The sequence below is a fragment of the Candidatus Tisiphia endosymbiont of Ceraclea dissimilis genome (assembly GCF_964030735.1).
GTDB lineage: Bacteria > Pseudomonadota > Alphaproteobacteria > Rickettsiales > Rickettsiaceae > Tisiphia.
This window is the reverse complement of sequence record NZ_OZ034917.1, coordinates 157,280-179,028: the sequence shown is the minus strand read 5'-3', so window position 1 is coordinate 179,028 and position 21,749 is coordinate 157,280. Positions and strand designations below refer to the sequence as shown.

Genomic DNA, 21,749 nt, shown 5'->3' with positions numbered 1-21,749 from the left:
TATGATGGGGTTTATTGAGCAATTCCTAGAAATGATGATAGCTGAGCGTGGAGTAGCTAATAATTCGAAGCTTAGCTACCAATGTGATCTGTTAGATTTTCAAAAATTTTTATTACAAAATAAATTATCAGAACTAAATATTAAAGCTGAAAATATTAGAGATTGGGTAGAATATTTAGCAGAAAATGGCTTGCAAGCAAGATCGATCAATCGGAAGATATCAACTATAAAAAACTATTATGAATTTTTAATTAGTGAAAAACATACCAATTATAACCCTACTTTGATGGTAGATTTACCAAAATACCAAACTAAACTTCCTGCTACATTATCGATTGATCAAATCAAAACTTTACTTTTATATTGCGAACAAGATAAAGATACTGATTCCATACGCCTAAAAGCAATGATTCATTTATTGTATGCAAGTGGATTACGCGTTTCTGAGCTTGTCAGTATCAAGCTAACTGATATTTTAGCAAATCAAATGTTGCAAGATAAAATGTCGCAAAATATTAAAAAGATATTTTCTATAACTGGTAAGGGCAATAAAGAAAGAATGGTGATCATTAATGAACAGGCTGCCCTCAGTTTGCTAGATTATTTAACTATTCGCAGTAACTTTATCAGCAAAAAACATTTAAAAAGTCAAATTTACTTATTTTGCTCTTCTGCCGCTAGTGGTCATATGACTAGACAGAATTTTGCAATTCTGTTAAAACAAGCAGCTATTAAGGCTGGGTTAAATCCAGATAATATCTCACCTCACACTTTACGTCACAGTTTTGCTAGCCATTTGCTAGAAGGTGGTGCGGATCTTAGGGTGATTCAAGAACTGCTTGGACATGCTGATATTAGCACTACCCAAATATATACCCATATCCAAACAAAGCATTTAAAACTTGCCTTAGATCGCCATCCGCTAAAATCAGCTATAATCAAATGACTTATATATTTCCAAAATTTTTATAACTAAGTATACTGCTCCCATTTGTCTAGGAGGCAGTATACAGGTTTAGCTATAAGGTTAATAATCATATACATGCAGATGCATTTGATACATCGCCAGAAGGTTTTACATCTTCCGGGAAGAGCTGTTGAAAAAGTTCTTCCTTATCGTTCTCATTATCTACAAAACTATTCCAAATTTGCCATTTTTCATCTTCATTTAATTTATCTTCTGCACTTATTGGTGGGGTATCAGCACCAGCAATGGCTGAACAGGCATTTTCAGGGGCGTCATTAACATCTGGATAGAGCGTTACTATTTCAGGGGTGTTAAACTCTGGATAGAGTAGCACAAAAATTGAAGCAGCATGAGTAGTATCTTTACATTGCTTAAAAATCAACTCTCTTTCCTCGTCATTTGCTTTTTGGATTACGTCCATATATAACTCTGGTAAGTCTTCTGGATTAAACCCATTTGCTAAAATTTTAGTAATATTTGAGATATGGTGTAACTCATCTCCTTTTGCTCCTAGTCCTTTCATATGCAATGCACCTAGTAGGAATTTTACTTTATCATTATACGTTGCAGGTACATCAGGATTTGTGGCTTTATTTAAATAATCATTTTTTAATATATTCCTCGGGTCAGAAAGTGCGGCATGAACTTCTAAGAAAGAATAATTTTGTGGAAACTCTAAAACTTGTACTAAATCTTAAGGTAATACCAGTGATCTTAGGAAGAGCATAAATAATTCCTTTAATTATTTGTTGAGATTTTAGTAATTAGTTAACAAAAATTAGCTAATCGTAACAAACGGTACTATATTTGTTTTTTTGGGAGTGTCAAGTATTCTTATATTAAATTGCTGAAGAGATGCTTGATATTTTATTACTTTTATAGTAACATATTACGTAGATATCTATAAATTATACTGATCAGTTTATGTCAAATACTAATTGTTATGATAAGGCAACTCGTAGAGATTTTATAACCTTAACTGCTAGCAGTATGGTTGTGGTTGGAGCAGCATGTGCTACCTATCCTCTTGTTAGTTCATTTAACCCTTCAGCAGATGTTCTTGCCCTATCTTCAATAGAAGTGGATTTATCTCATATCCAACCAGGGCAAACTGTTACTGTTAAATGGCAAGGCAAGCCGGTTTTTATTACTAATAGAACTCCAGAAAAAATCGCTGAAGCAAGAAATGTAAATCTCGCCGAGCTAATGGATCCTGAGCTTGACCAAGATAGAGTTAAATCTGGGCATGATAAATGGTTGGTGACTATAGGCATTTGCACCCATTTGGGTTGCGTACCACTTGCAAACCAAGGCGATTATGACGGTTGGTTTTGCCCATGCCATGGCTCTCAGTATGATTCATCTGGTCGAGTACGCAAAGGACCAGCTCCTTTAAATTTGGCTGTTCCACCATATGAATTTATTTCCGATACAAAAATTAAAATCGGATAATTATTTATGAATGAAAGTAATTATCCTGAAGAATCCAATCCAAACAAATCCAATCCGATCATAGAATGGATCGACTACCGACTCCCTATTTTCTCGTTCTTTAAACATCTAGGCGAATACCGAACACCCAAAAATTTGAGTTACCTATGGAACTTAGGGTCAATAGCTGGTATTGCCTTAGTAATTCAGATAATCACTGGCATTATTTTGGCTATGCATTATACCCCTCACGTCGATTACGCCTTCGAGAGTGTTGAAAAAATTATGCGTAACGTCAATTATGGCTGGCTAATACGTTATATACACTCAGTTGGGGCATCAATGTTTTTTGTTGTCGTTTATTTACATATCTGTAGAGGGTTATATTATGGCTCGTACAAAAAACCTAGAGAGTTATTATGGCATATAGGCATAATAATTTTTCTTATCATGATGGCTACTGCCTTTATGGGATATGTGCTGCCTTGGGGACAAATGAGCTACTGGGGAGCAACTGTAATCACCAATTTATTTTCAGCTATACCTGTCATTGGCAAATCGATAGTTACCTGGCTTTGGGGAGGTTTTTCAGTTGATAACCCTACACTTAACAGATTCTTTGCTTTACATTATTTATTGCCTTTTATTATAGTAGCTTTAGTCTTACTTCATTTAGTAGCCCTACATGTTCATGGTTCAAATAACCCCAAGGGTATCGATGTTAAATCCCCTAAAGATACTATTCCTTTCCATCCATATTATACTGTAAAAGATTTTGTTGGATTTGGTGTTTATTTTCTAATATTTGCTTTTTTTGTCTTTTTCAAACCAAATTATTTAGGACATCCTGACAATTACGTACCAGCTAATCCTTTGGTTACGCCAACTCATATAGTTCCAGAATGGTATTTTTTGCCATTTTATGCTATTTTACGGGCAGTACCGTCAAAGCTAGGTGGGGTAATATTAATGTTTTCTAGTATTTTGTTATTATTTATTTTACCTTGGCTTGATAGCTCAAAAGTTAGAAGTGCCAATTATCGACCAATGTTCCGTATAGCTTTTTGGCTGTTCATAGCTGATTGTTTGGTACTTGGATATCTTGGAGGAAAACCAGCCGAAGACCCTTATATTACCTTAAGTAGATTTGCTGCTACTTACTATTTCTTTCATTTTTTCGTTGCAGTACCACTAATTAGCAAGTATGAGAAAACTTTGCCATTACCGGATTCTATATGAAAGATAATAAAATTACCTCTTATATCAAATTTTACCTGTGTTTGTTAATTTTGTTAGTATCCAATACTATCACTGCCAACGAAGCATTACCTACAAAAAAGATTGCTTGGTCATTTGACGGAATTTTTGCTAGCGTTGATAGAAAAGCTGCCCAACGTGGCTTTCAAGTCTATAAAGAAGTATGTAGTGTGTGTCATGGTCTTTATAATTTATATTATCGTAATCTTAAAGATATAGGATTTTCAGATGAAGAAATTAAAGAAATAGCCAAAAATTATACGGTGCAAGATGGCCCCAATGATGCAGGAGAAATGTTTGAAAGACCAGCTCTACCATCTGATCCATTTGTTCGCCCCTATCCTAACGAACAAGCAGCAAGAGCAGCCAATAACGGGGCAGACCCACCTGATTTATCATTGATCATTAAAGCAAGACCTGATGGGGCAAATTATGTATATTCTATACTTACTGGTTATACTAATCCTCCTGAGAATTTTAAATTAATGCCAGGATTAAGTTACAATCCATACTTTCCGCATAGTCAAATTGCCATGCCAGCTCCACTAACAGATGGACAAGTACAATATATAGACGGAACAAATTCATCGGTAGAACAAATGGCTATGGATGTTACCGTATTTTTACAATGGGCTGCTGAACCTGAAATGGAAAACCGTAAATCTATGGGTTTGAAGGTAATGATATTTTTAGTAATTTTTACAATTTTCTTTTATATTTCTAAAAATAGAATTTGGCAAAATGTCAAGTAACTTAATTACAAACCAGCAATTATAAATTCAAAATGTAAATGACAGTAATATTGTTCTAATTACAACTTATAGATATCAATTTGGAGTAATATTTTTTTATCATTGTATAATGTTTATCCTATGCCAATATATAATTAATGTGTCTCCTATATGTACAAATTTATAGATTTATTTTGTGATATTGGTGGTTTTCGTATAGCTCTTGAAGAAAAAGGGATGGAGTGTGTTTTTTCATCAGATATTGATAAAGATGTGCAAGAAACTTATAAAAGGAATTTTGGAGAAAAGCCCATGGGTGATATTTCTGAGATTTCTGAGCAAAAAATACCAAAACATGATATTTTATGTGCCGGTTTTCCTTGTCAACCTTTTAGTATCTCGGGTAAACAAAATGGTCTACATGATATAAATGGTAAATTATTTTATGAAATAATTAGAATTGAACAATATCATAAACCATTAATATTATTGCTTGAGAATGTTAAAAATATTATGAATATTGATAATGGTAATGTTATTAAAACGATAGATATAAAACTTGATGAAATAGGATATAAGTAGCCTACAATTTTTATTCTATAAGTATTAAGCAACATAAAAACGTCATTGCGAGGAGGCGTGAGCCATAGTACCCTACAATTTTTGTAATAAATACTCTGCAAAGGTATTGTATATGGAAGGTTGAAGTAGTATAAGAGTGTATTTTCTGACTATGCACAATATACTACTTCAGTCACTGATACTAAACTTTTCTTGGAAAAAATCAAGGCTAGAATGTCTTTCTGGAATGATTATGAGTCTAATTGAGAATTGCTCCGTTAGCGGTAAAAACATGGCACTTGGAATTAAGAGTGAAGCTAAACATAGCTCTAGAATTCAAAGAATATATAGGCTGTTTAGGGATCAAATATTTAATTATGACCAAATTGCTAAGTTTATTTTGAATATTTTTGCTAATGACAAATACATTATTGCTCTGGATAGAACTTGCTGGAAATTTGGCACAAGTGATATTAATATATTATTTTTGGTTATAGTTTTCGGAAAAATTTCTGTGCCTATTTATTGGTATCCATTAGATCACGGGGGTGCTTGTTCTAGCTGGTTGATGGAGGAAATTTTAGAGCGATTTATCAATAATTTTGGAGTTCATAAAATTAAATATTTATTGGCTGATCGCGAATTTATGAGTAAAGAATGGCTTAATTTTCTAACTAGCAAACAAATTAAATTTGCGATTCCTCTTAGAAAAGATATGCTGATTCGAATTATCAATGCTTTGCAAATTAAACCAGTGGGAAAAAGTTTTAATAATGTAAAACCCCTTGAATACCTTGAAATTAAAGGCATGTTATGGGGACATGTAGTTACATTATCTGCATATAGAAATGATAAAAGCGAACTAATGGTTGTTGCAGCTAGTGGTGATATTGATGTAAAAATTTTTGCTTTATATAAATTTCGCTGGTCAATTGAAGTTTGCCAGTCATAATGCCTCTGTAATAGTTATTTGTTTATTATTCTACCTTTTTTACCCTGGAATGGTAAATCCACTGTTTCGGTTGTTCTCTTAATGAGATCAACCTTTTAATCTCTTGCTCATCGGCTGTAATTAGCCAAATCCAACGTTGTGATGAGTTGTAAACTTTCCTGACTTTTAATTGCTCTCTTTGCATCCATCTATATAAAGTTGGTTCTGGTATATTGATTTTTTGCGATAATTCACGAAAAGTAAATTCATTTTGCCTACGATTAATTTCTCCTGATAATGTTCTTTTGTTAGTAGCTGTTACACCACTACGTATAAGTAGGCTACTAACCGTGTTCTCATTAAAAATATTTAACAGCTTTGCTGGACGCCACCCTTCTTGTTGATTTAAAATATCAGCAATTTGCTGTAATGTCATATCTTGGCTTTTGAGACTGGCTACTAGTTCAAGCAGTTTACCATAATAACTAAGTTGCTCCAATTTTGCCACAGGACGAACAAGATTAGTATTAGTTTTATATCCACCAGCCCAATGTATTTCTACCAAGACTTTCTCTGTTACACCTTCTATTTTTACAACAACACATTCTATTAGTAAACGTAAAATTTCTTTGCGTTCTTCTACCGTAGTAGTTGACGATGACCATAAAGCAGGAATATCAGAAGCTAATTTATATATAGTTTGACGCTCAACATCAGACAGAATTTTTGATTGTTCAGCTAAGAATTTGGCATATTCCTGTTTTAACTTTTCTTCTGCAGATAATGATTCTTCCCACTTTTTCTCAAGAGTTCTTGTGACAAGACGATTCTCAGGTTCTGAAGAATTATATTGCCGATATGCCCTCTCAACTTCATATCGTCCTCTCTCTAATTGTTTTTGCCAATATTTTTGTAAATTATTATGTTCGGTTTCAAGGTCTGTTGCCACTCGTAAACTAACTTCCAAAGCTTCTGGCTTTAACACTTCTAATGCCTGCTTAGCAATTAGTTCATCCAAAACATTGCCAACCAATGATTGGCAAACATCTTCACCATAATCTACAGACATTCTGCTACAACTATAACGCAATTTATTACCATTATTTGTATAGCAAGTTGCCATTCGTAAACCACAGCGACCACAAACAACAAGTCCGGCTAATAGTGCATTACCATGCCTTGCTACACCAATTCCTTGTATGGAGTTAGATAATAATTGTCTGCCATTACGTTCATATTGTTGCCAACTAATATAAGCAGGAACTTTGTCTTTTAACAATACTTGCCAATCTGACATTTTAGCAACAATACGCCCCGTAGATCGTCTGCCAGGTTTTTTTCTATGTGCCTCTGTTGGTCTGCGTCCATATACATAAGCACCTGCATATATGGGATTATGTAATAGATTTCCTAAAGTATTCCTATTAGGACGATGCCAGGTTAGTTCACCTTTTTGCAAACCGCTACGCTCTCTATAAGGCATTTTTATTTTATGACTGACTAAGTATTTTAATACTGCATTAATTGTAGAAAATTTTTCAAATAACTCAAATACCATCTGAATAGTTGCCTGTGCTTGCTCATCTGGATCTTTAACAATTTCGCCAGATGGTCGTCTAACATATCCCATAGCAACTTGCATGCCTAACTCACCTCGACGTGCTTTTGCTTTCTTCCCTTGTAGCATGCGTTGCTTAATTATATGTAACTCTGCTTCAGACATTGTACCTTTAAGACCTAATAATAGTCGATCATTATAGGATACCGGATCATAAATACCATCAGTATCAGCAATAATGGTTCTAAAAAGTGCACATACTTCTAGGTTCTGTTGACAAAATTTTATGTTAAGTTATCAGAGTAGAATAAAGAAGTTGCAATAGTAAGAAGAAATGGTAGTTTCTAGTTATCGAAACCAAGAAACTACCGATATGAAGTATTACATAGAAGACCAAGCATGGGAAGCAATTTTATCATTTTTTAAGAAAAAAAAAGCTATACACAACAAGAATGAGGAAAAAATAAGACAGTTTATTGAAGCAATATGGTTTATTGCTAGAACAGGTTGTCAATGGCGTCTTCTGGCTGATTATTATGGTTGTTGGTACAGTGTTTATCGCAGATTTAAGAGATGGGTTGACAAAGGTATATGGGAAGCTTTAATGGATCATGTTAAAGTAGATGTAGATATGGAATCAATGATGATTGATGCAACTATTGTAAGAGCACATGCTTGCTCATCTGGATATATTAAAGGTAATCAAGAGGAAGCAGCTTTAGGTAGAAGCAAAGGTGGTTTTAGTACTAAAATTCATGCCCTCGTTGATGCATTGGGTAACCCACTGAAGTTTATACTAACTGCTGGGCAAAGAAATGATATCACTCAGGCTGAAAATCTTACTAAAGATGTTCAGAATACGACGGTGATAGGTGATAAAGGATATGATAGTAGTGCGTTTGTAGAAAGCTTAGAAAATAAGGGGTGCGAGGTTGTTATCCCACCAAAATCTAATCGTAAAGTACAACGTGAATATGATAAACATATTTATAAAGAACGCCATTTAATTGAATGTTTCTTTGGTAAAATCAAACATTTTAGGCGTATATTTTCTAGGTTTGATAAAGCCCCAGCCACCTTTTTAGCCTTTCTAAATTTTGTTGGAGCTTTAATATGGTTACGTTAAAAATTTTGTCAACAGAACCTAGTAATTGGTACCAATCTTTGCATGATCGTGCTAACCTCGATACTTCTATTCCTAGTACTATACCAACATGGTCTAATCCAACTTCAGCAACTAAACGCTGAAATCCAGGACGACCTTCAGCAGTTGCACCAGACCGCCCCAAATCATCATCTATTATAAGTACTTTATCAGCACTCCAGCCTAGAGCATAAGCTCTCTCTACTAAATTATACTGCAATTTAGTAGATTCACTATGCCGTTCTACTTGTTGCAGCGTTGACTGCCTTATATACACTATCGCCAGACGATCGTGGTGATAGGCTTGAATCTTGCCACTTGATAATATTCTCTGAGTTGATTGTTTCTCCTTGTCTATCATTTGCCTTCTCCATATTTATTATCGATTTTGGCAATTTTTTCAATGATAATGTTGCTAATAGAGTTATTAGGCGATGACGATTCTCTTTGGGGATTCTCTCCCATTTCATTGGTTCCAATATAGGAATGCCTTGCATGATATTTTCTTACCCAATCAACCAAGTTTAGCAATACTGATTTGTTAAGTGTCGGGGATTGTTCTAAATTTGTCAAATTAAAACTTATAGATGTTTTAATAATGGAAGATAGAACGGTTGTTTAAACATCTCAAAAGCGGTGGCTTTGATATTGAAAAAAGTCATATAACAAACCCAGATAGATTCGTGAAATTAGTTACAGTTTGTGCTATTGCATCGGCTTTAATAATAAAAAATGGGCTAATACAAAACGAGATAAAACCCATAAGAATTAGAACTCAGAAAACTTATCCAAAACAATTAGTGTCATTTTTTACATACGGATTGGATCATTTAAGGAACTGCTTGAAACAGGCAAGTAACAAGGCAAAAGCGGTATTAAAAAGAATTTTGGAGTATGACTCAATTACCGATTTTGATCCCTACTTCCCTACATTGTTACAAAAATTGTAGGGTACTATGGGCGACAGCATACAGTTAAGATTTACGTTCTAGAGTTATAGAACATTATGAGAAATATAAGAAAATAGCTCTTACATGCGAGACCTTCAAAATTAGTCGATCAATAATCTATGACTGGATTAGATTAAAGAAAGAAACTGGAGATATAAAGGCAAAGGAGGGATACCAGAAAGGGTATGGTCATAAAATACCTGGTTTATTGGCGTTTCGTCGTTTAGTAGAAGAAGGCAGCTCGTTAACACTTACAGAAATAGCAAGAGAACTAGGGCGTGTCATCAATTAAGTTGACATAAATATTAGGATGAGGCCAATTAGATATTGGTAAAAAAATAAGAAGGTGACCAATGCACAGATATGCTTTAAGAGATAATCAATGGGAAAGGATAAAGGATATTTTACCTGGAAAAGAAGGAGACGTAGGAGCAAGTGCCAAAGATAATAGATTATTCGTAGAAGCTGTATTATATAGATATCGTGCTGGTATACCGTGCATAACTGTTGAAAGTTGGAAGAGGAAGCAGTTTTAGACCAGGTAGTTTAAAGTCATATGTGGTCAACGTCATTGCGAGGAATGTAGAGTGAAATTTGTACTTTTGCAACGTTACTATCCCCGTTACTGGGTTGTACTCTTAAAATTTTAGTATTCATAAGCTTTTTTCCTCTAATTTTAATTTATATTTAAAAAATCATATTTTTATTAAATTAACATAAAATCTAGTTGACTATTTAATACGAGTTATATTTAATTAAAATTGTAACTATTAAGGTTAAAGACGTCATTGTGAGGAGGCGTAAGCCGACGAAGCAATCCAATAAGCGTGGATTGCCACGACCACTATGTGGTCTCGCAATGACGCCAGAATAAAATTTATTTTTCTTATATCACTTAGTGCAGCGATAAAATGTTATATACTAAATATATTAACACAAAATATAAAAATTAATCACTGGAGAAATATGAGCTATCAGAAGTCAACAACAACACCAGGTCAATTATGAGTGAAGTTGTTCAAGAAAATACCAGGATTATCCCTAATCAGCAGACTAACCTTACCAAAGAACAAAAAGAATCCGTTGGGCTGCTATCAATTGGCACATTCCTCGAATATTTTGACCTGCTGCTATATGTCCATATGGCAGGAGTTCTTAATGAATTATTTTTTGAACCGTCTGATCCTAAGACCGCCTCTTTAATGATATCTTTTTCTTTTTGTTCCACTTATGTTTTTCGACCTATTGGGGCAGCAATATTCGGTTGGTTAGGCGATACTATAGGACGCAAATCAACAGTAATCATGACAACTTTTATGATGGCTACCTCATGTCTTGTCATGGCTAATCTACCTACTTATGCTCAGATAGGGGTGACAGCTACTTGGATATTAACTATCTGCCGTGTTATTCAAGGTATTTCTTCTATGAATGAAATAATAGGGGCAGAGCTTTATTTAACGGAAACGCTTAAGCCACCAATCCAATATGCAACTGTAGGATCATTAGGAGCTTTTGCTGCCTTAGGAGGGTTAGGGGCTTTAGGTATTGCCTCACTTGTCACGATGCATGGTTTTAACTGGCGTTTGGCATTTTGGCTGGGTGCAGCAGTGGCATTGATTGGCACTGCTGCCAGAACAAAGCTACGAGAAACACCAGAATTTGCTGATGCCAAACGTCGAATTAAAAAAGTTTTTGAAAAAACTAATATTGATACAGCTAGCTTAATAAACCATCCTATTTGCCAAGAGAGAGTTAATAAAAAAACCGTAATTGCGTTTTTTTTATTACAATGTTTTGGACCAATATGTTTTTATTTTCTTTATATATATTGTGCTAATATTTTAAAAACTAACTTTGGTTATACCATGGCTGAAATTATTCATCATAATTTTATTGTCTGTCTAATCGAGCTTTTAACCGCATTAATATTATGTTATTTAAGTTTAAAAATATATCCATTATTAATCATAAAAATTATGCTCATAATATGTTCTATTTTTATCATATTTTGTCCGTATTTATTGAATCATCTTAATGCTCCTTATCAGTTATTTTTAATGCAATTTGTTATGATTTTATTAGTTGTATCCGTAAATCCCGCTGGTTCCATTTTTTATAAAAACTTTCCGGTCTTTAAACGTTTTACCTGTGCTAGCATTACAGCTGCTATATCTCGGGCTTTGATGTATATAATAACTGCTTTTGGTTTTATCTACCTTACTGACCATTTTGGTCATTGGGGATTATGGTTTATTATGGTTCCGATAATTATTGGTTTTACTTACGGACTATTTTATTTTGAAAAGTTGACAAAAGAGTGTGGTGGTTATCCTATAAGTCATAGGGACATAGCTGTTTATAAGGAAGAGGAAGTAGCTAATTAGCCGCAAAAAACAATTATTTGAGTCAATTATATCTTCTGCATACGGGCTATTGCATTTTGAAGAATTGGTAAAAGCGTCTGGGGATTATTCTTAAACTCATTGGTACTTGGTTGGTTAGTCGAAAAGCTTTGACATAATTTTATTAATTGTTGCTCGGCTTGGGGCGCTTCTAAGTATGTAGAAATAATTAAAAAGTACTTTATTGTCTCATTAATGATCTTTATTGCCTTTTCTGGTGATTTAGCTCCTATGGTTTGTAAGTTATGAATTCGATCAAATAATTTAATCAATACTATATCATATTTTTTTTGGTGAAATAATAGTTCTAATGTTTCTGCTGAGCTGATCTTTTCATGAGTTTTAACCCTAGTCAAGTCTAGCACTTGGTTGGCAATTTGTTTGCTAAAAACTTGAGAGATAATATTTTCGGTTAATTCCGTATCTTCAAGAGCATCATGCAGTAAACTGGTAATGATCATATCAGTCCTGAAGTATTTGGGCATTTCTAATCCTGTATATTCGGCAACCATGTGTGCTACCTCTATCGGATGGGAGTAATAGGGAGTCCCGGATAGTCGCATTTGGCTACCATGATATTTTTTGGTATAATAGATAGCCCTCTTAACCTCATTCATATTTACTGGTTGCATTACTTGTTGGTTTAGCTCTTCTAATCTATTGATTAACTTAGTAGCATATTTACAATCTGCATATTTTGACGACCATTTAGTACTATCTGTCATAAAAATCTTCCTTATCATTATATCATATCTAGATATTATACCATAAATTGAATCATCGCTAAGCATTTATTACATGTTTCTTAAAATAATATATTTTTAATTGCCAAACTAGGGCGTGTCATCAATTAAGTAATATTACAGAAGAAGCCAAATAAATTACTCCCAGAAAATTCTGAGCTAGTTTATCATAACGCGTAGCAATGCCTCGAGATTGTTTAAGTTTTGCAAAGAAATTTTCAATTAAATGACGATACTTATAAAGCTCTATATCATATTCTATAGGAAATTTACGATTCTTCTTGGATGGAATTACAGGAGTGCAATTCTTATCTTTTATCTTATTCCTCATTCTTGCCTCAGCATCATAAGCCTTATCTGCAATTACGGTATCCGCTTTTGTCAAAGTTTCCATTAAAGCATCAGAGCCTTGTAAATCATGCGACTGACCAGGGGTTAAATAAAAAGCTGCCGGATTTCTTAAAGCATCAACAGTTGCATGAATTTTAGTTGATAAACCGCCTTTACTACGACCTATTGCTGGTCATCTACTATGGCTTTTTTTTAGCTCCGGCACTATGTTGATGTACTCTAACAATCGTTGAATCAATCATACTATATTCATTATCTGCATCTTGTGTAAGTAGTTCAAAAACCTTCTTCCATACCTCTTTTTGGCTCCAACGTGTATGTCTTGTATGAATTACTCTAAAATCTCCAAATCTTTCTGGTAAGTCTCTCCACGGTATACCACAACTGTTGAAAGTTAGAAGGTGGAGCGGATTTTAGATAGCTTTTTCGTCATTGCGAGACCACGTAGTGGTCGTGGCAATCCATTTTTGGTTAATTTTGTGGATTGCTTCGTCGACCTACGGTCTTCCTCGCAATGACGTTTTATGCTGTTTAATACTTATAGACTCACCAGGGGTTAAATGAAAAGCTGTAGGATTTCCTAAAGCATCAACAGTTGCATGAATTTTAGTAGGTTGTTTGAAGGGAATTTGAATATATCCGAGTCACAACATTTACCTTTAAATGTAAAATTTGTCATTCCCGCGTAGGCGGGAATCTGGTTGTTCTATGAATTTATTGTGTAATTTATTTAAATATGGTAAGATAGTAAGCTTTGTCGTTACATTCTCAAGCTGCTATATCAATTCAGGAGAATTGAGTAGTAGGAGCGATGGAGCAACGCCTATAAGTAATAGGTGAGCGGACGACGTTACCAACCTCTCATCAATTGACTCTAAATTAAATAGTATCATTAATCCTTGGTTATTAAGTTTATTTATATGCCCAAAAAATATAAACCCCCTCAAAAAACTTCTAAAAAAACTGTTGTAACTACTAGCTTATCAATTAGCAGCTCAGCAACTACTAGCTCAGCAGATAATAGTAGTATTGCACAAAACCACTCTGAGCGATTAAAAGAAATTTTATGTACACCTATAAAGGGGCGTGATAATTTTACTATAGGAGATTTTATAGTGGAACGTATTTTATGTTCCCTTGGTGCAGATGATATAACTAATAAACAAAAAATAAAATATGTAGAGCTTATCGAGCAATTTTTGTTGGGTTTTATTAAAAAAACAGATGGGACTGCAAAAACAAACGAAACTACAGGAATCTTTAAATTATGTAAGACGACATTATATAATTTTATACTCACTCGTGAGCATTTAAAGAAATGCAAAAAAGGCGAAGAAGATGAAGAAGGTATTATCGAATATTTATTGAAGAGTATTTGGGCTGAGGATTTATTTAATCCCAATAGATTAAAGGATGGATTAACATTATTAGATTGGGTTGAATCTTTACATGAGACATTAAACAATAAACCAGACATAAATAAAAATAAAAAATTAATTAAATGGCTAAAAGAAAAAGGGGCTAAAAAAGCTTCAGAAATACTAAAGCAAGATTTCAATAAAGAATGCTACGATAAAAATATAAAGGAATTAAAGCAAAAATTAGAAGAACATTCCTCTATATCCACAGAAAAAATAGGAGGATGTTCAGTTGTATCCAAAAAAGAAAAGAAGTCAGCAGAGCTTTTAGGGACGTCAGTAGAACTTTTAGAATGTTTCTATGTTATCTTAAATAACAGAGTAGATGAAATTTCTAGATGCATGAAATTATTTTTTCTACGTCATGGGAATAAAGAGTACGATATTTGGGTTATGGATGCATTTCTAAAGAAATGTTATGATAAGACAAATCCTGATTATATAAAAATAATAGAGTCTATTATAGAGTATATACCATTAGATTCATTAAAGATGTTTCACTATGAAGAGTTAATAAATATATATGAAAAGAGGTTCGGGAGAGGATTAACAGCCCAAGAGGAAAAATTATTAGATGAGTATACTCGTGAACTAGTTAAATTAAGCTTGGCTGATGAGAATAATGTACTCAACGAGGGAAAACACGAGGCTTTAAGGCTACGCCTTAACTATTGTAAGTATAAGGCAGATTTTAAAGAGATAATTGAATTATCATTAAAATTAATCGAATATGCTAATGGTGTTGAGATAGAGGAAGATTTTTATAGTCTACTAATAGCTTTACATAATATAGAGAGTAGTACATTTAAAGATGGGATAGTTAATAATTTAGTTAATAAATCTGAATTATCTGGCGAAGCTAAAGAAATATTCATGAATTTGTTTTTATATCCTAGTTTTGATCGAGAGTTTGTCCTAAGGATAAAGGACCATCTAGAAATAATTAAGCAAGCTTTTTCAAAACAAAGCAAAGAAATCCAGGTAACTATTAAAAAGTTTTTAGATGGATTCCTCATGCAAACAGGGGAGTGTAGTGTTAGCACGATCAAAGAGATAGTTGATGACCAGAACTTTGAGAGTGGCGGGTCTGAGGTTGCCTTGAGGGTTTTAAGTTGTTTAAAATATTGGTCTAAAAATGAGATAGAACAAATAAATTATCAAAAAGTTTTAGATAAGCTTTTAAAAAAGGATAATTTAGGAAAAGATTTTATAACTATCATAAAAGTGGCGGATTTATATTTAACGATTGAAGATTTAGCTCAAACTAAACATTATTTAGATTTGGCAGAAAAATCGTTAAAATTCTATAAAGCCTCTCAATATGAAATAAGCCCTAAAATTTACCTTAATGAGGTTAAATTAGGGTTAGTGTTAAAGGCATTTGCGGAGAATAATAAAGAATTTTTAAAAGAAAATTTGAGTTATATAAAAGAAACCTACAGTGCATGTAATGCCATAAAGCAAGAGTTTTTAAGTGATTTTCAAACAATAATGGATATATGTCAGTATCATCTATTATTAATAGAGTCTGCAACAACCCCAAACTTACAAAACGAGATTAAAAGCGTTATTAATAAAATCGCTGAAGATGATGAAGTTACTTTTTCTTTAGAAATTATAAATCAAACTGTTAGTAAAGAACAACAAATCGTTACTTCTATGAGCGATGATGTTGATTCGTCTAATTCTTATTCAGAAGAATATAGCTCTGAAAAAAAGTTTGAAACTGAGGCAAGTAATATTGCTGATATTAAAGAAAATTCCTTATATAAAGAAAATTTTGTTACAAAATGTTTAAACCATTGGACAATTATACATCAATATTATCAAAATCTTAAAAAAAATGCTCGATTTTCTCAAGATAAGACTTCTGATTATCATCAAGAAAAACATCAACTTTGGAATATTCCTAACAAGGGAGAATATACAACAGAGAATAAAAATATTGTAAATATTGGTAGTAAGAAACACCATAATATTTATGCTATAATTGATCCTGATTTGTTAGGTTCATTAGATATCTTTAAACAGAAAGCATTTATTACTGCTTTAGAGAAAGGTATTGCAAAAGATTCTAATCATAATGGAGTTAAAATATTAGGAAAATATTTACCAGAGCTTAAAATAAATAAAGATAGTAGGTTATTGGCAGAAAAAATTTATAAAAACAAGGATGGGGCTGTTTTAATGGTATTTGGTCAAGAATGTAATCATACTGCTGTAAAGAAGGAGTTTCAGCTTAATACCATTAAGGTTATACCAGTTTCTGGTGCTGCCTATACACAGGAAAAGGATGATATTTTAAAGCCCAATATCTTTCCAGAAGATTATTTTACTAATACAGAAGATTATCCTGATGATGAAGTAGAATGCACTGGAGAGGAATCATAAAAGTTACTATCCAAGTAACTAAGCTCTATTATTAGAACTTAGTTACCTCATATTCTAACTCCATATTTTTTCCACAAAATGCCATAGAAATTTTTAATATTTGTTTTACATGTGAGTACTCTTTTATTTTACTATCATATTTTTTATTAATAATTTGTTGTAAACCAGATTTAGCTATATCTGCTAGCTCTTCTGAGGATTTAGCGATTTTATACTCGATAATCATCGCTTTATCACCTTTACCAATTTTTGGAATCATTACAACGTCAGCTCTGCCATCCCCTGATTCTTGTTCACTCGATATTATATAATTAGAACCTAGCATATTAATAAAGCCGAGCATAAAGCCACTATAAAATAATTCAGCTTTTTTCTTTCCTGTTTGATGAAAACTAGTAGAATTAAGTAACAATTCCTGCAGACGCTCCTTAAACTCCTCTATTCTACCATCTGGTAATAAAGTAACGAAAGAATAATAGCCAGAATTATCAATATCTAATTGTTTACTAACCCATTGCACCATTCTTTTTTGGTAGATATATTTTACCTCATAATTAGGGATAGATAGTTCGTAAATATCTTGTTCTGACATCTTGGCTGCAGGATTTAGATAACCACTAAATAATAATAAGCTAAATAACCCTTCTGGTTTGTTAATATCAGCAAAATTTATATGTTTAGTAATAGAAGAAGTAATCGTTTTACCTGCAACTAAAGCCTGGATATTTTGTTGCATCTCGTCTGAGAGCAGTACATGATCAATCCAATCAGTCCCACCACTATCAATCCAATAGTGATCAAGCTTGCCTTTACTTGCCAAACATTGCATAATCGACCATGGATTATAAATGATTTCTCCGCCAAAATTATAGCCATTATACCAATTTTTAATTTCTTCTGGCTTTGTAGTGGTTGGTACTTTAGTTAATAATTCATCAACTTCTGCTTGAGTAAACCCGTAACTGTTAGAAAATCTTTCATCTAGTAAACTACATTCAGTTAAATTATTCAAATCTGAAAACAAATTAGCCTTAGCAACACGCAATATGCCGGTAATAACACCTTTTTGTAATGAATCATTGGTTTTAAGACTATTGCCAAATATTGCCCGGAATAGTTTAAGTACCTGATTAAACTCTTCTTTATGACCAAATTCCATGTAGGAGCTATTAATTGGTGTATCATATTCGTCGATTAATATATAGACCTTTTGATTAAAATGTTTATAAAGTAAGTCGCTTAGAAATTTTAAACTATTCTCAAGTTCTACTTTGTTAAACTTTCCAGAAAAATATCTAGTTAATTGCTCTTTTTCCGCTTCTTCCAATAAATATTCTTTCTCACTTACATAACGTTTTAAATAACGATAATTACTAAATAACTTAGTTATTTGATAGCTGATTTTACTTTCAATCTCCTCATAACTACTGCCCCTAACGCCCTTGAAACTTATAATAATAACTGGAAATTGACCTTGACGTTTCATAGAGTTTGCTACATTAGCAATTTTCAATGGCTTTAGTTCTTTAGTCTCATCAAAGCCTAAATCCACTTCTCCTCCGCTAAACAGCTTATGATTAACTCCTTGTTCTTGCGGCAATTGTATCCCATACTTATCCACTTCTATTTCTAGAAATCTCCGCACCATATCCATATTCAGACTTTTACCCCAACGCCTTGGGCGGGTGATCAAGGTGACTTTACCACTATCTTCTAACAATTCCTTGATCATTAGACTCTTATCAACAAATATGTCGCTATTAATCAACAAATCGTAGAAGTCATCGGTACCAACAAACATTCTTGGTTGGTAATTAATATTATTTTTTTCTTCTATCATTGTTTTCACCTGTTCCTTCCAACTATAATATCCATTATACTACTTTTTTATTGTCCACTAATAGCTAATTAGCAAAATTTTTATAATTTTTTGTTTTTTTATAGTGAATTAACACTCACAACTTTTGGGAGTTAAAAATACAAAATATTACAATCATTAATTATACATCCTTAAATCTTTATTTATATTGGGCAGGGGGCTATGTTTAACATTAGACCTCTCGCCTAACCTAATCTAATTGGTAATTTTATTGTTAAAACTCGTCTCCGTTCCTCACGTACATCTTAGTACGCTGCGGTACTCGACTTCGTTTTTCCTAAAAATTCCTCAATTATCTTTAGGTTATGCAAGAGGTCTATTATCTCTAATAAATACAAAAACCTGAATAACAACAATTAGCTTAATATTTCCTCAGGTTTTTGTAATATATAAAAAGAATTTTTTTGCAACCTTAAATGTTTTCTACTGGATAAACATTAGCACCAAGAGGTATAACTTCCACATCTTTAGGCAAAGCATCGACGGTACTTATAACAGCTAATTCCTGATCATGTTCATTCACAATCTTTGTTTCTGAGTTATGTTCTGTCTCATTTGTTGGTTTTTCTTGTATTGAGGGCTTTCCCTTGAATTCTTCTGCTTGTAATACGTTTTTCTTTAATAGTTTATTTATATTCTCTAGTAAATCATCTCCTATTTTGTTGTCCCACAAATTCATTATTGTCAAAGTGTTATTGTGTTGTAAGGCTTGTACTAGTGCCTTAGCTCCCTTATTGCTTATCTGGTTGTTCCACAAATGTATTTCTGTCACAGTGCTATTGCTCTTTAAGGCATCAGCTAGTGCTTTAGCTCCCTCATCGCTTATTTGGTTGCCCCACAAATGCACTTCTGTTATAGTACTATTGTTTTTTAAGGCTTGTGCTAGTGCCTTAGCTCCCTCATCGCCTATCTGGTTTCCGCCCAGAACTATATGCGTTACAGTTTTATTGTTCTCTAAGGCTTGAGATACTGCCTTAGTTCCCTCATCGCCTATCTGGTTGCTGTTCAAATTTATTTTTGTTACAGTGCTATTGTTCGCTAAAGTATCTGCTAATTCTTTCGCTCCTTTATCACCTATGCAATTTTCATTCAAATTTATGTCCGTTACAGTTTTGTTATTCTTTAAGGCTTGAGCTAGTGATTTCACTCCATCATCGCCTATCTTGTTGTATTTTAAATTTATTTTTGTTACAGTACTATTGTTCTCTAGGGTTTGAGCTAGTGATTTCACTCCATCATCGCCTATTTTATTGTCCTTCAAATCTATGTGCGTTACAGTATCATTGCTCTCTAAGGCTTGAGCTAGTTCCTTAGCTCCCTCATCGCCTATATAGTTGTTCTTCAAATATATGTGTGTCACAGTGCTATTGCTCTTTAAGGCATCAGCTAGTTCCTTAGCTCCCTCATCGCTTATCTTGTTACTTTCCAAATATAGGTGTGTTACAGTTTTATTGTTCTTTAAGGTTTGAGCTAGTTCCTTAGCTCCCTCACCACCTATATCGTTGTAACTCAAATTTATTTGCGTTACAGTGCTATTGTTCTCTAAGGCTTGGGCTAGTAGCTTTGCTTCCTTATCGCCTATCTTGTTGTGACTCAAGTCTATATGTGTCACAGTGCTATTGCTCGTTAAGGTTTGTGCTATTGTCTTAGTTCCCTCACCACCTATCTTGTTCCAGCTCAAATCTATTTTCATTACAGTGCTATTACTTGCTAAGGCTTGAGCCAGTGCCTTAGCTCCATCATTGCCTATCTTGTTCCAGCTCAAATCTATTTTCATTACAGTGCTATTATTCGCTAAGGCTTGAGCTAGTGCCTTAGCTCCCTCATCGCCTATGTTGTTGCTATCCAAATTTACTGTTGTTATAGATTTATTGTTTGTTAAGATGTGTGCTAGTGCCTTAGTTCCCTCATCGCCTATATTGTGACAACTCAAATTTATTGTTGTCACAGTGTTATTGTGTTTTAAGGCTTGGGCTAGTAGATTCGCTTCCTCGTCATCTATCTGATTAATACCAAAGCACCAAGTCAAATCTATTTCCTTAATATCTTTTTTAGCTTTCAAGTCTTCAATAATTTTTTTTAGTGTATTCATAACATTTACCTCATGTGAAAAAATAAATTAGAACATTCTTTTTAAAATATAAAACAGTATTAGTGTTTCTATTCTTAGTATAATACGCTCATATTTATAAGTATATCTAATTTTCTACATTATTTAGCTTGGGAGTTTTTTATGATAAATTTTTATTGATTTATTAACTAATTAGTTTCTGATAATTGACAAATTAATTACTACTTGTTAACATATCAAAGATTCCTTTTCATGTGATATTAATTATGCAAGATACCACTACTAACGATTTACACAAGATTATAGCTAATATTAGGGATAATCTGCGTAAAAATTATATAGAAGCTGAAATACGTTACAGATTAAAAGATCCTTATTCTGCTTTAAAGAAGATGCTAAGGAAGGGTATTACTGTGAAAGAATTGACTGACCTAATTGGTTTTAGGATTATAGTTAATAAGCAATATGAATGTTATAAATTATTGACTATTCTTTACAAGATATATCCTGTTAATATGGCGAAGAGCAAAGACTATATTGCTAACCCTAAGGATAATGGTTACCGTTCTTTGCATATCGTAGTTATAGCAGATACCTATGACTGTAACATAGAAATACAAATACGGACTAACAGGATGCATAATATGGCAGAATCTTGTAGCGCTAACCATAAGAACTATAAAAAGATACAGGAAGAAAAACTAAGAGAGTTATTATATGAGGAGAAACTTAATACAGCTGCTATTAATACTGAGATAAATAAGGCATATGATATTTTTAACCAATTTAATTGGACTATATCAGAGCTTGTTGCTTATGAGCAGATAATTGAAAATCTTTGGCATAAATTCCAAAAGAATTTTTAAAATTCGATAATCAAGTTTTTTTGCAGATTTGAATAAAATATAGGATCATGGTTGTCATCCCTGCGAAAGCAGGGATCTAAAAATCCCCTGAGGTA

General features: G+C 33.1%; 20 protein-coding genes and 2 pseudogenes. 14 read left to right on the top strand and 8 right to left on the bottom strand.

Annotated elements, in window-relative coordinates; genetic code table 11:
• The first annotated feature begins 4 nt into the window (after positions 1–4).
• Positions 5–946, top strand: coding sequence for a site-specific tyrosine recombinase XerD (locus ACQH1V_RS00785; RefSeq protein WP_094649209.1), 942 nt, complete (start codon positions 5–7; stop codon positions 944–946).
• A gap of 88 nt (positions 947–1,034) precedes the next feature.
• Here ACQH1V_RS00785 and ACQH1V_RS00780 read toward each other — a convergent pair whose 3' ends face one another.
• Positions 1,035–1,490, bottom strand: a complete 456-nt coding sequence (locus tag ACQH1V_RS00780) for a hypothetical protein (RefSeq protein ID WP_425360498.1) — start codon at positions 1,488–1,490, stop codon at positions 1,035–1,037.
• 401 nt (positions 1,491–1,891) lie between these two features.
• On the opposite strand from ACQH1V_RS00780, the gene petA reads away from it, so the two are divergent.
• From petA to ACQH1V_RS00755, 5 genes are all read left to right on the top strand, one after another.
• The gene (gene petA, locus ACQH1V_RS00775) at positions 1,892–2,419 is read left to right on the top strand and encodes a ubiquinol-cytochrome c reductase iron-sulfur subunit (protein ID WP_094649207.1); all 528 of its coding nucleotides are present in this window, start codon (positions 1,892–1,894) and stop codon (positions 2,417–2,419) included.
• A 6-nt stretch (positions 2,420–2,425) separates the two neighbouring features.
• Complete coding sequence (locus tag ACQH1V_RS00770; RefSeq protein ID WP_341759693.1) at positions 2,426–3,637, top strand: cytochrome b; 1,212 nt, start codon at positions 2,426–2,428, stop codon at positions 3,635–3,637.
• A complete protein-coding gene (locus ACQH1V_RS00765) occupies positions 3,634–4,407 on the top strand; it encodes a cytochrome c1 (protein ID WP_425360497.1) in 774 nt (257 codons plus the stop codon). The genes ACQH1V_RS00770 and ACQH1V_RS00765 overlap by 4 nt, the downstream gene beginning before the upstream one ends.
• A 150-nt stretch (positions 4,408–4,557) precedes the next feature.
• Positions 4,558–4,968, top strand: coding sequence for a DNA cytosine methyltransferase (locus tag ACQH1V_RS00760; protein WP_425360496.1), 411 nt, complete (start codon positions 4,558–4,560; stop codon positions 4,966–4,968).
• A 151-nt stretch (positions 4,969–5,119) separates the two neighbouring features.
• The gene (locus tag ACQH1V_RS00755; RefSeq protein ID WP_425360495.1) at positions 5,120–5,899 is read left to right on the top strand and encodes a transposase; all 780 of its coding nucleotides are present in this window, start codon (positions 5,120–5,122) and stop codon (positions 5,897–5,899) included.
• A gap of 25 nt (positions 5,900–5,924) precedes the next feature.
• Here the strand turns inward: ACQH1V_RS00755 and ACQH1V_RS00750 are convergent, their stop codons facing one another.
• Positions 5,925–7,601, bottom strand: coding sequence for a recombinase family protein (locus ACQH1V_RS00750; protein WP_425360494.1), 1,677 nt, complete (start codon positions 7,599–7,601; stop codon positions 5,925–5,927).
• A gap of 208 nt (positions 7,602–7,809) precedes the next feature.
• Between ACQH1V_RS00750 and ACQH1V_RS00745 the strand changes: the two genes are divergently transcribed.
• On the top strand, positions 7,810–8,562 hold the full coding sequence (locus ACQH1V_RS00745; protein ID WP_425360912.1) for an IS5 family transposase: 753 nt from the start codon (positions 7,810–7,812) through the stop codon (positions 8,560–8,562).
• Here the strand turns inward: ACQH1V_RS00745 and ACQH1V_RS00740 are convergent.
• Both ACQH1V_RS00740 and ACQH1V_RS00735 read right to left on the bottom strand, forming a co-directional pair.
• On the bottom strand, positions 8,489–8,941 hold the full coding sequence (locus tag ACQH1V_RS00740; protein ID WP_425360493.1) for a recombinase family protein: 453 nt from the start codon (positions 8,939–8,941) through the stop codon (positions 8,489–8,491). The genes ACQH1V_RS00745 and ACQH1V_RS00740 overlap by 74 nt on opposite strands.
• Entirely contained in the window at positions 8,938–9,153 is a 216-nt protein-coding gene (locus ACQH1V_RS00735; protein ID WP_425360492.1) for a hypothetical protein, read from the bottom strand. Before ACQH1V_RS00735 ends, ACQH1V_RS00740 begins: the two co-directional genes overlap by 4 nt.
• Before the next feature lie 41 nt (positions 9,154–9,194).
• Here ACQH1V_RS00735 and ACQH1V_RS00730 point away from each other — a divergent pair, with 41 nt between their 5' ends.
• The 4 genes and pseudogenes from ACQH1V_RS00730 (at position 9,195) to ACQH1V_RS00715 (ending at position 11,917) form a co-directional block, all read left to right on the top strand.
• Positions 9,195–9,530 (top strand): hypothetical protein, encoded by a 336-nt coding sequence (locus ACQH1V_RS00730; RefSeq protein WP_133062908.1) that lies wholly within the window; start codon positions 9,195–9,197, stop codon positions 9,528–9,530.
• A 46-nt stretch (positions 9,531–9,576) separates the two neighbouring features.
• Complete coding sequence (locus ACQH1V_RS00725) at positions 9,577–9,822, top strand: hypothetical protein (protein WP_425360919.1); 246 nt, start codon at positions 9,577–9,579, stop codon at positions 9,820–9,822.
• A 61-nt stretch (positions 9,823–9,883) separates the two neighbouring features.
• Positions 9,884–10,027 (top strand): annotated as a pseudogene (locus tag ACQH1V_RS00720) (transposase); the annotation flags it as partial.
• Between the two features lie 507 nt (positions 10,028–10,534).
• Positions 10,535–11,917 (top strand): MFS transporter, encoded by a 1,383-nt coding sequence (locus ACQH1V_RS00715; protein ID WP_425360491.1) that lies wholly within the window; start codon positions 10,535–10,537, stop codon positions 11,915–11,917.
• A 26-nt stretch (positions 11,918–11,943) separates the two neighbouring features.
• On the opposite strand, the gene ACQH1V_RS00710 is transcribed toward ACQH1V_RS00715, so the two are convergent.
• Together ACQH1V_RS00710 and ACQH1V_RS00705 are read right to left on the bottom strand one after the other, a co-directional pair.
• Positions 11,944–12,660, bottom strand: a complete 717-nt coding sequence (locus ACQH1V_RS00710; protein WP_425360918.1) for an HD domain-containing protein — start codon at positions 12,658–12,660, stop codon at positions 11,944–11,946.
• Between the two features lie 121 nt (positions 12,661–12,781).
• Positions 12,782–13,409, bottom strand: a pseudogene (locus tag ACQH1V_RS00705) (IS5 family transposase); the annotation flags it as partial.
• A gap of 328 nt (positions 13,410–13,737) precedes the next feature.
• Between ACQH1V_RS00705 and ACQH1V_RS00700 the strand changes: the two are divergent.
• Together ACQH1V_RS00700 and ACQH1V_RS00695 are read left to right on the top strand one after the other, a co-directional pair.
• Positions 13,738–13,869 carry a hypothetical protein gene (locus ACQH1V_RS00700; RefSeq protein ID WP_425360490.1) on the top strand — a complete coding sequence of 44 codons (132 nt, stop codon included), beginning with the start codon at positions 13,738–13,740 and terminating at the stop codon, positions 13,867–13,869.
• Between the two features lie 80 nt (positions 13,870–13,949).
• Positions 13,950–16,838, top strand: a complete 2,889-nt coding sequence (locus tag ACQH1V_RS00695) for a hypothetical protein (protein ID WP_425360489.1) — start codon at positions 13,950–13,952, stop codon at positions 16,836–16,838.
• Positions 16,839–16,869: 31 nt separating this feature from the next.
• Here the strand turns inward: ACQH1V_RS00695 and ACQH1V_RS00690 are convergent, their stop codons facing one another.
• Entirely contained in the window at positions 16,870–18,678 is a 1,809-nt protein-coding gene (locus ACQH1V_RS00690) for an AAA family ATPase (protein ID WP_425360488.1), read from the bottom strand.
• 451 nt (positions 18,679–19,129) lie between these two features.
• Positions 19,130–20,809, bottom strand: coding sequence for a hypothetical protein (locus ACQH1V_RS00685; RefSeq protein WP_425360487.1), 1,680 nt, complete (start codon positions 20,807–20,809; stop codon positions 19,130–19,132).
• A gap of 245 nt (positions 20,810–21,054) precedes the next feature.
• On the opposite strand from ACQH1V_RS00685, the gene ACQH1V_RS00680 reads away from it, so the two are divergent.
• Positions 21,055–21,654: a bifunctional (p)ppGpp synthetase/guanosine-3',5'-bis(diphosphate) 3'-pyrophosphohydrolase gene (locus ACQH1V_RS00680; RefSeq protein WP_425360486.1), complete on the top strand. Its 600-nt coding sequence runs from the start codon at positions 21,055–21,057 to the stop codon at positions 21,652–21,654.
• Positions 21,655–21,749: the final 95 nt, after the last annotated feature.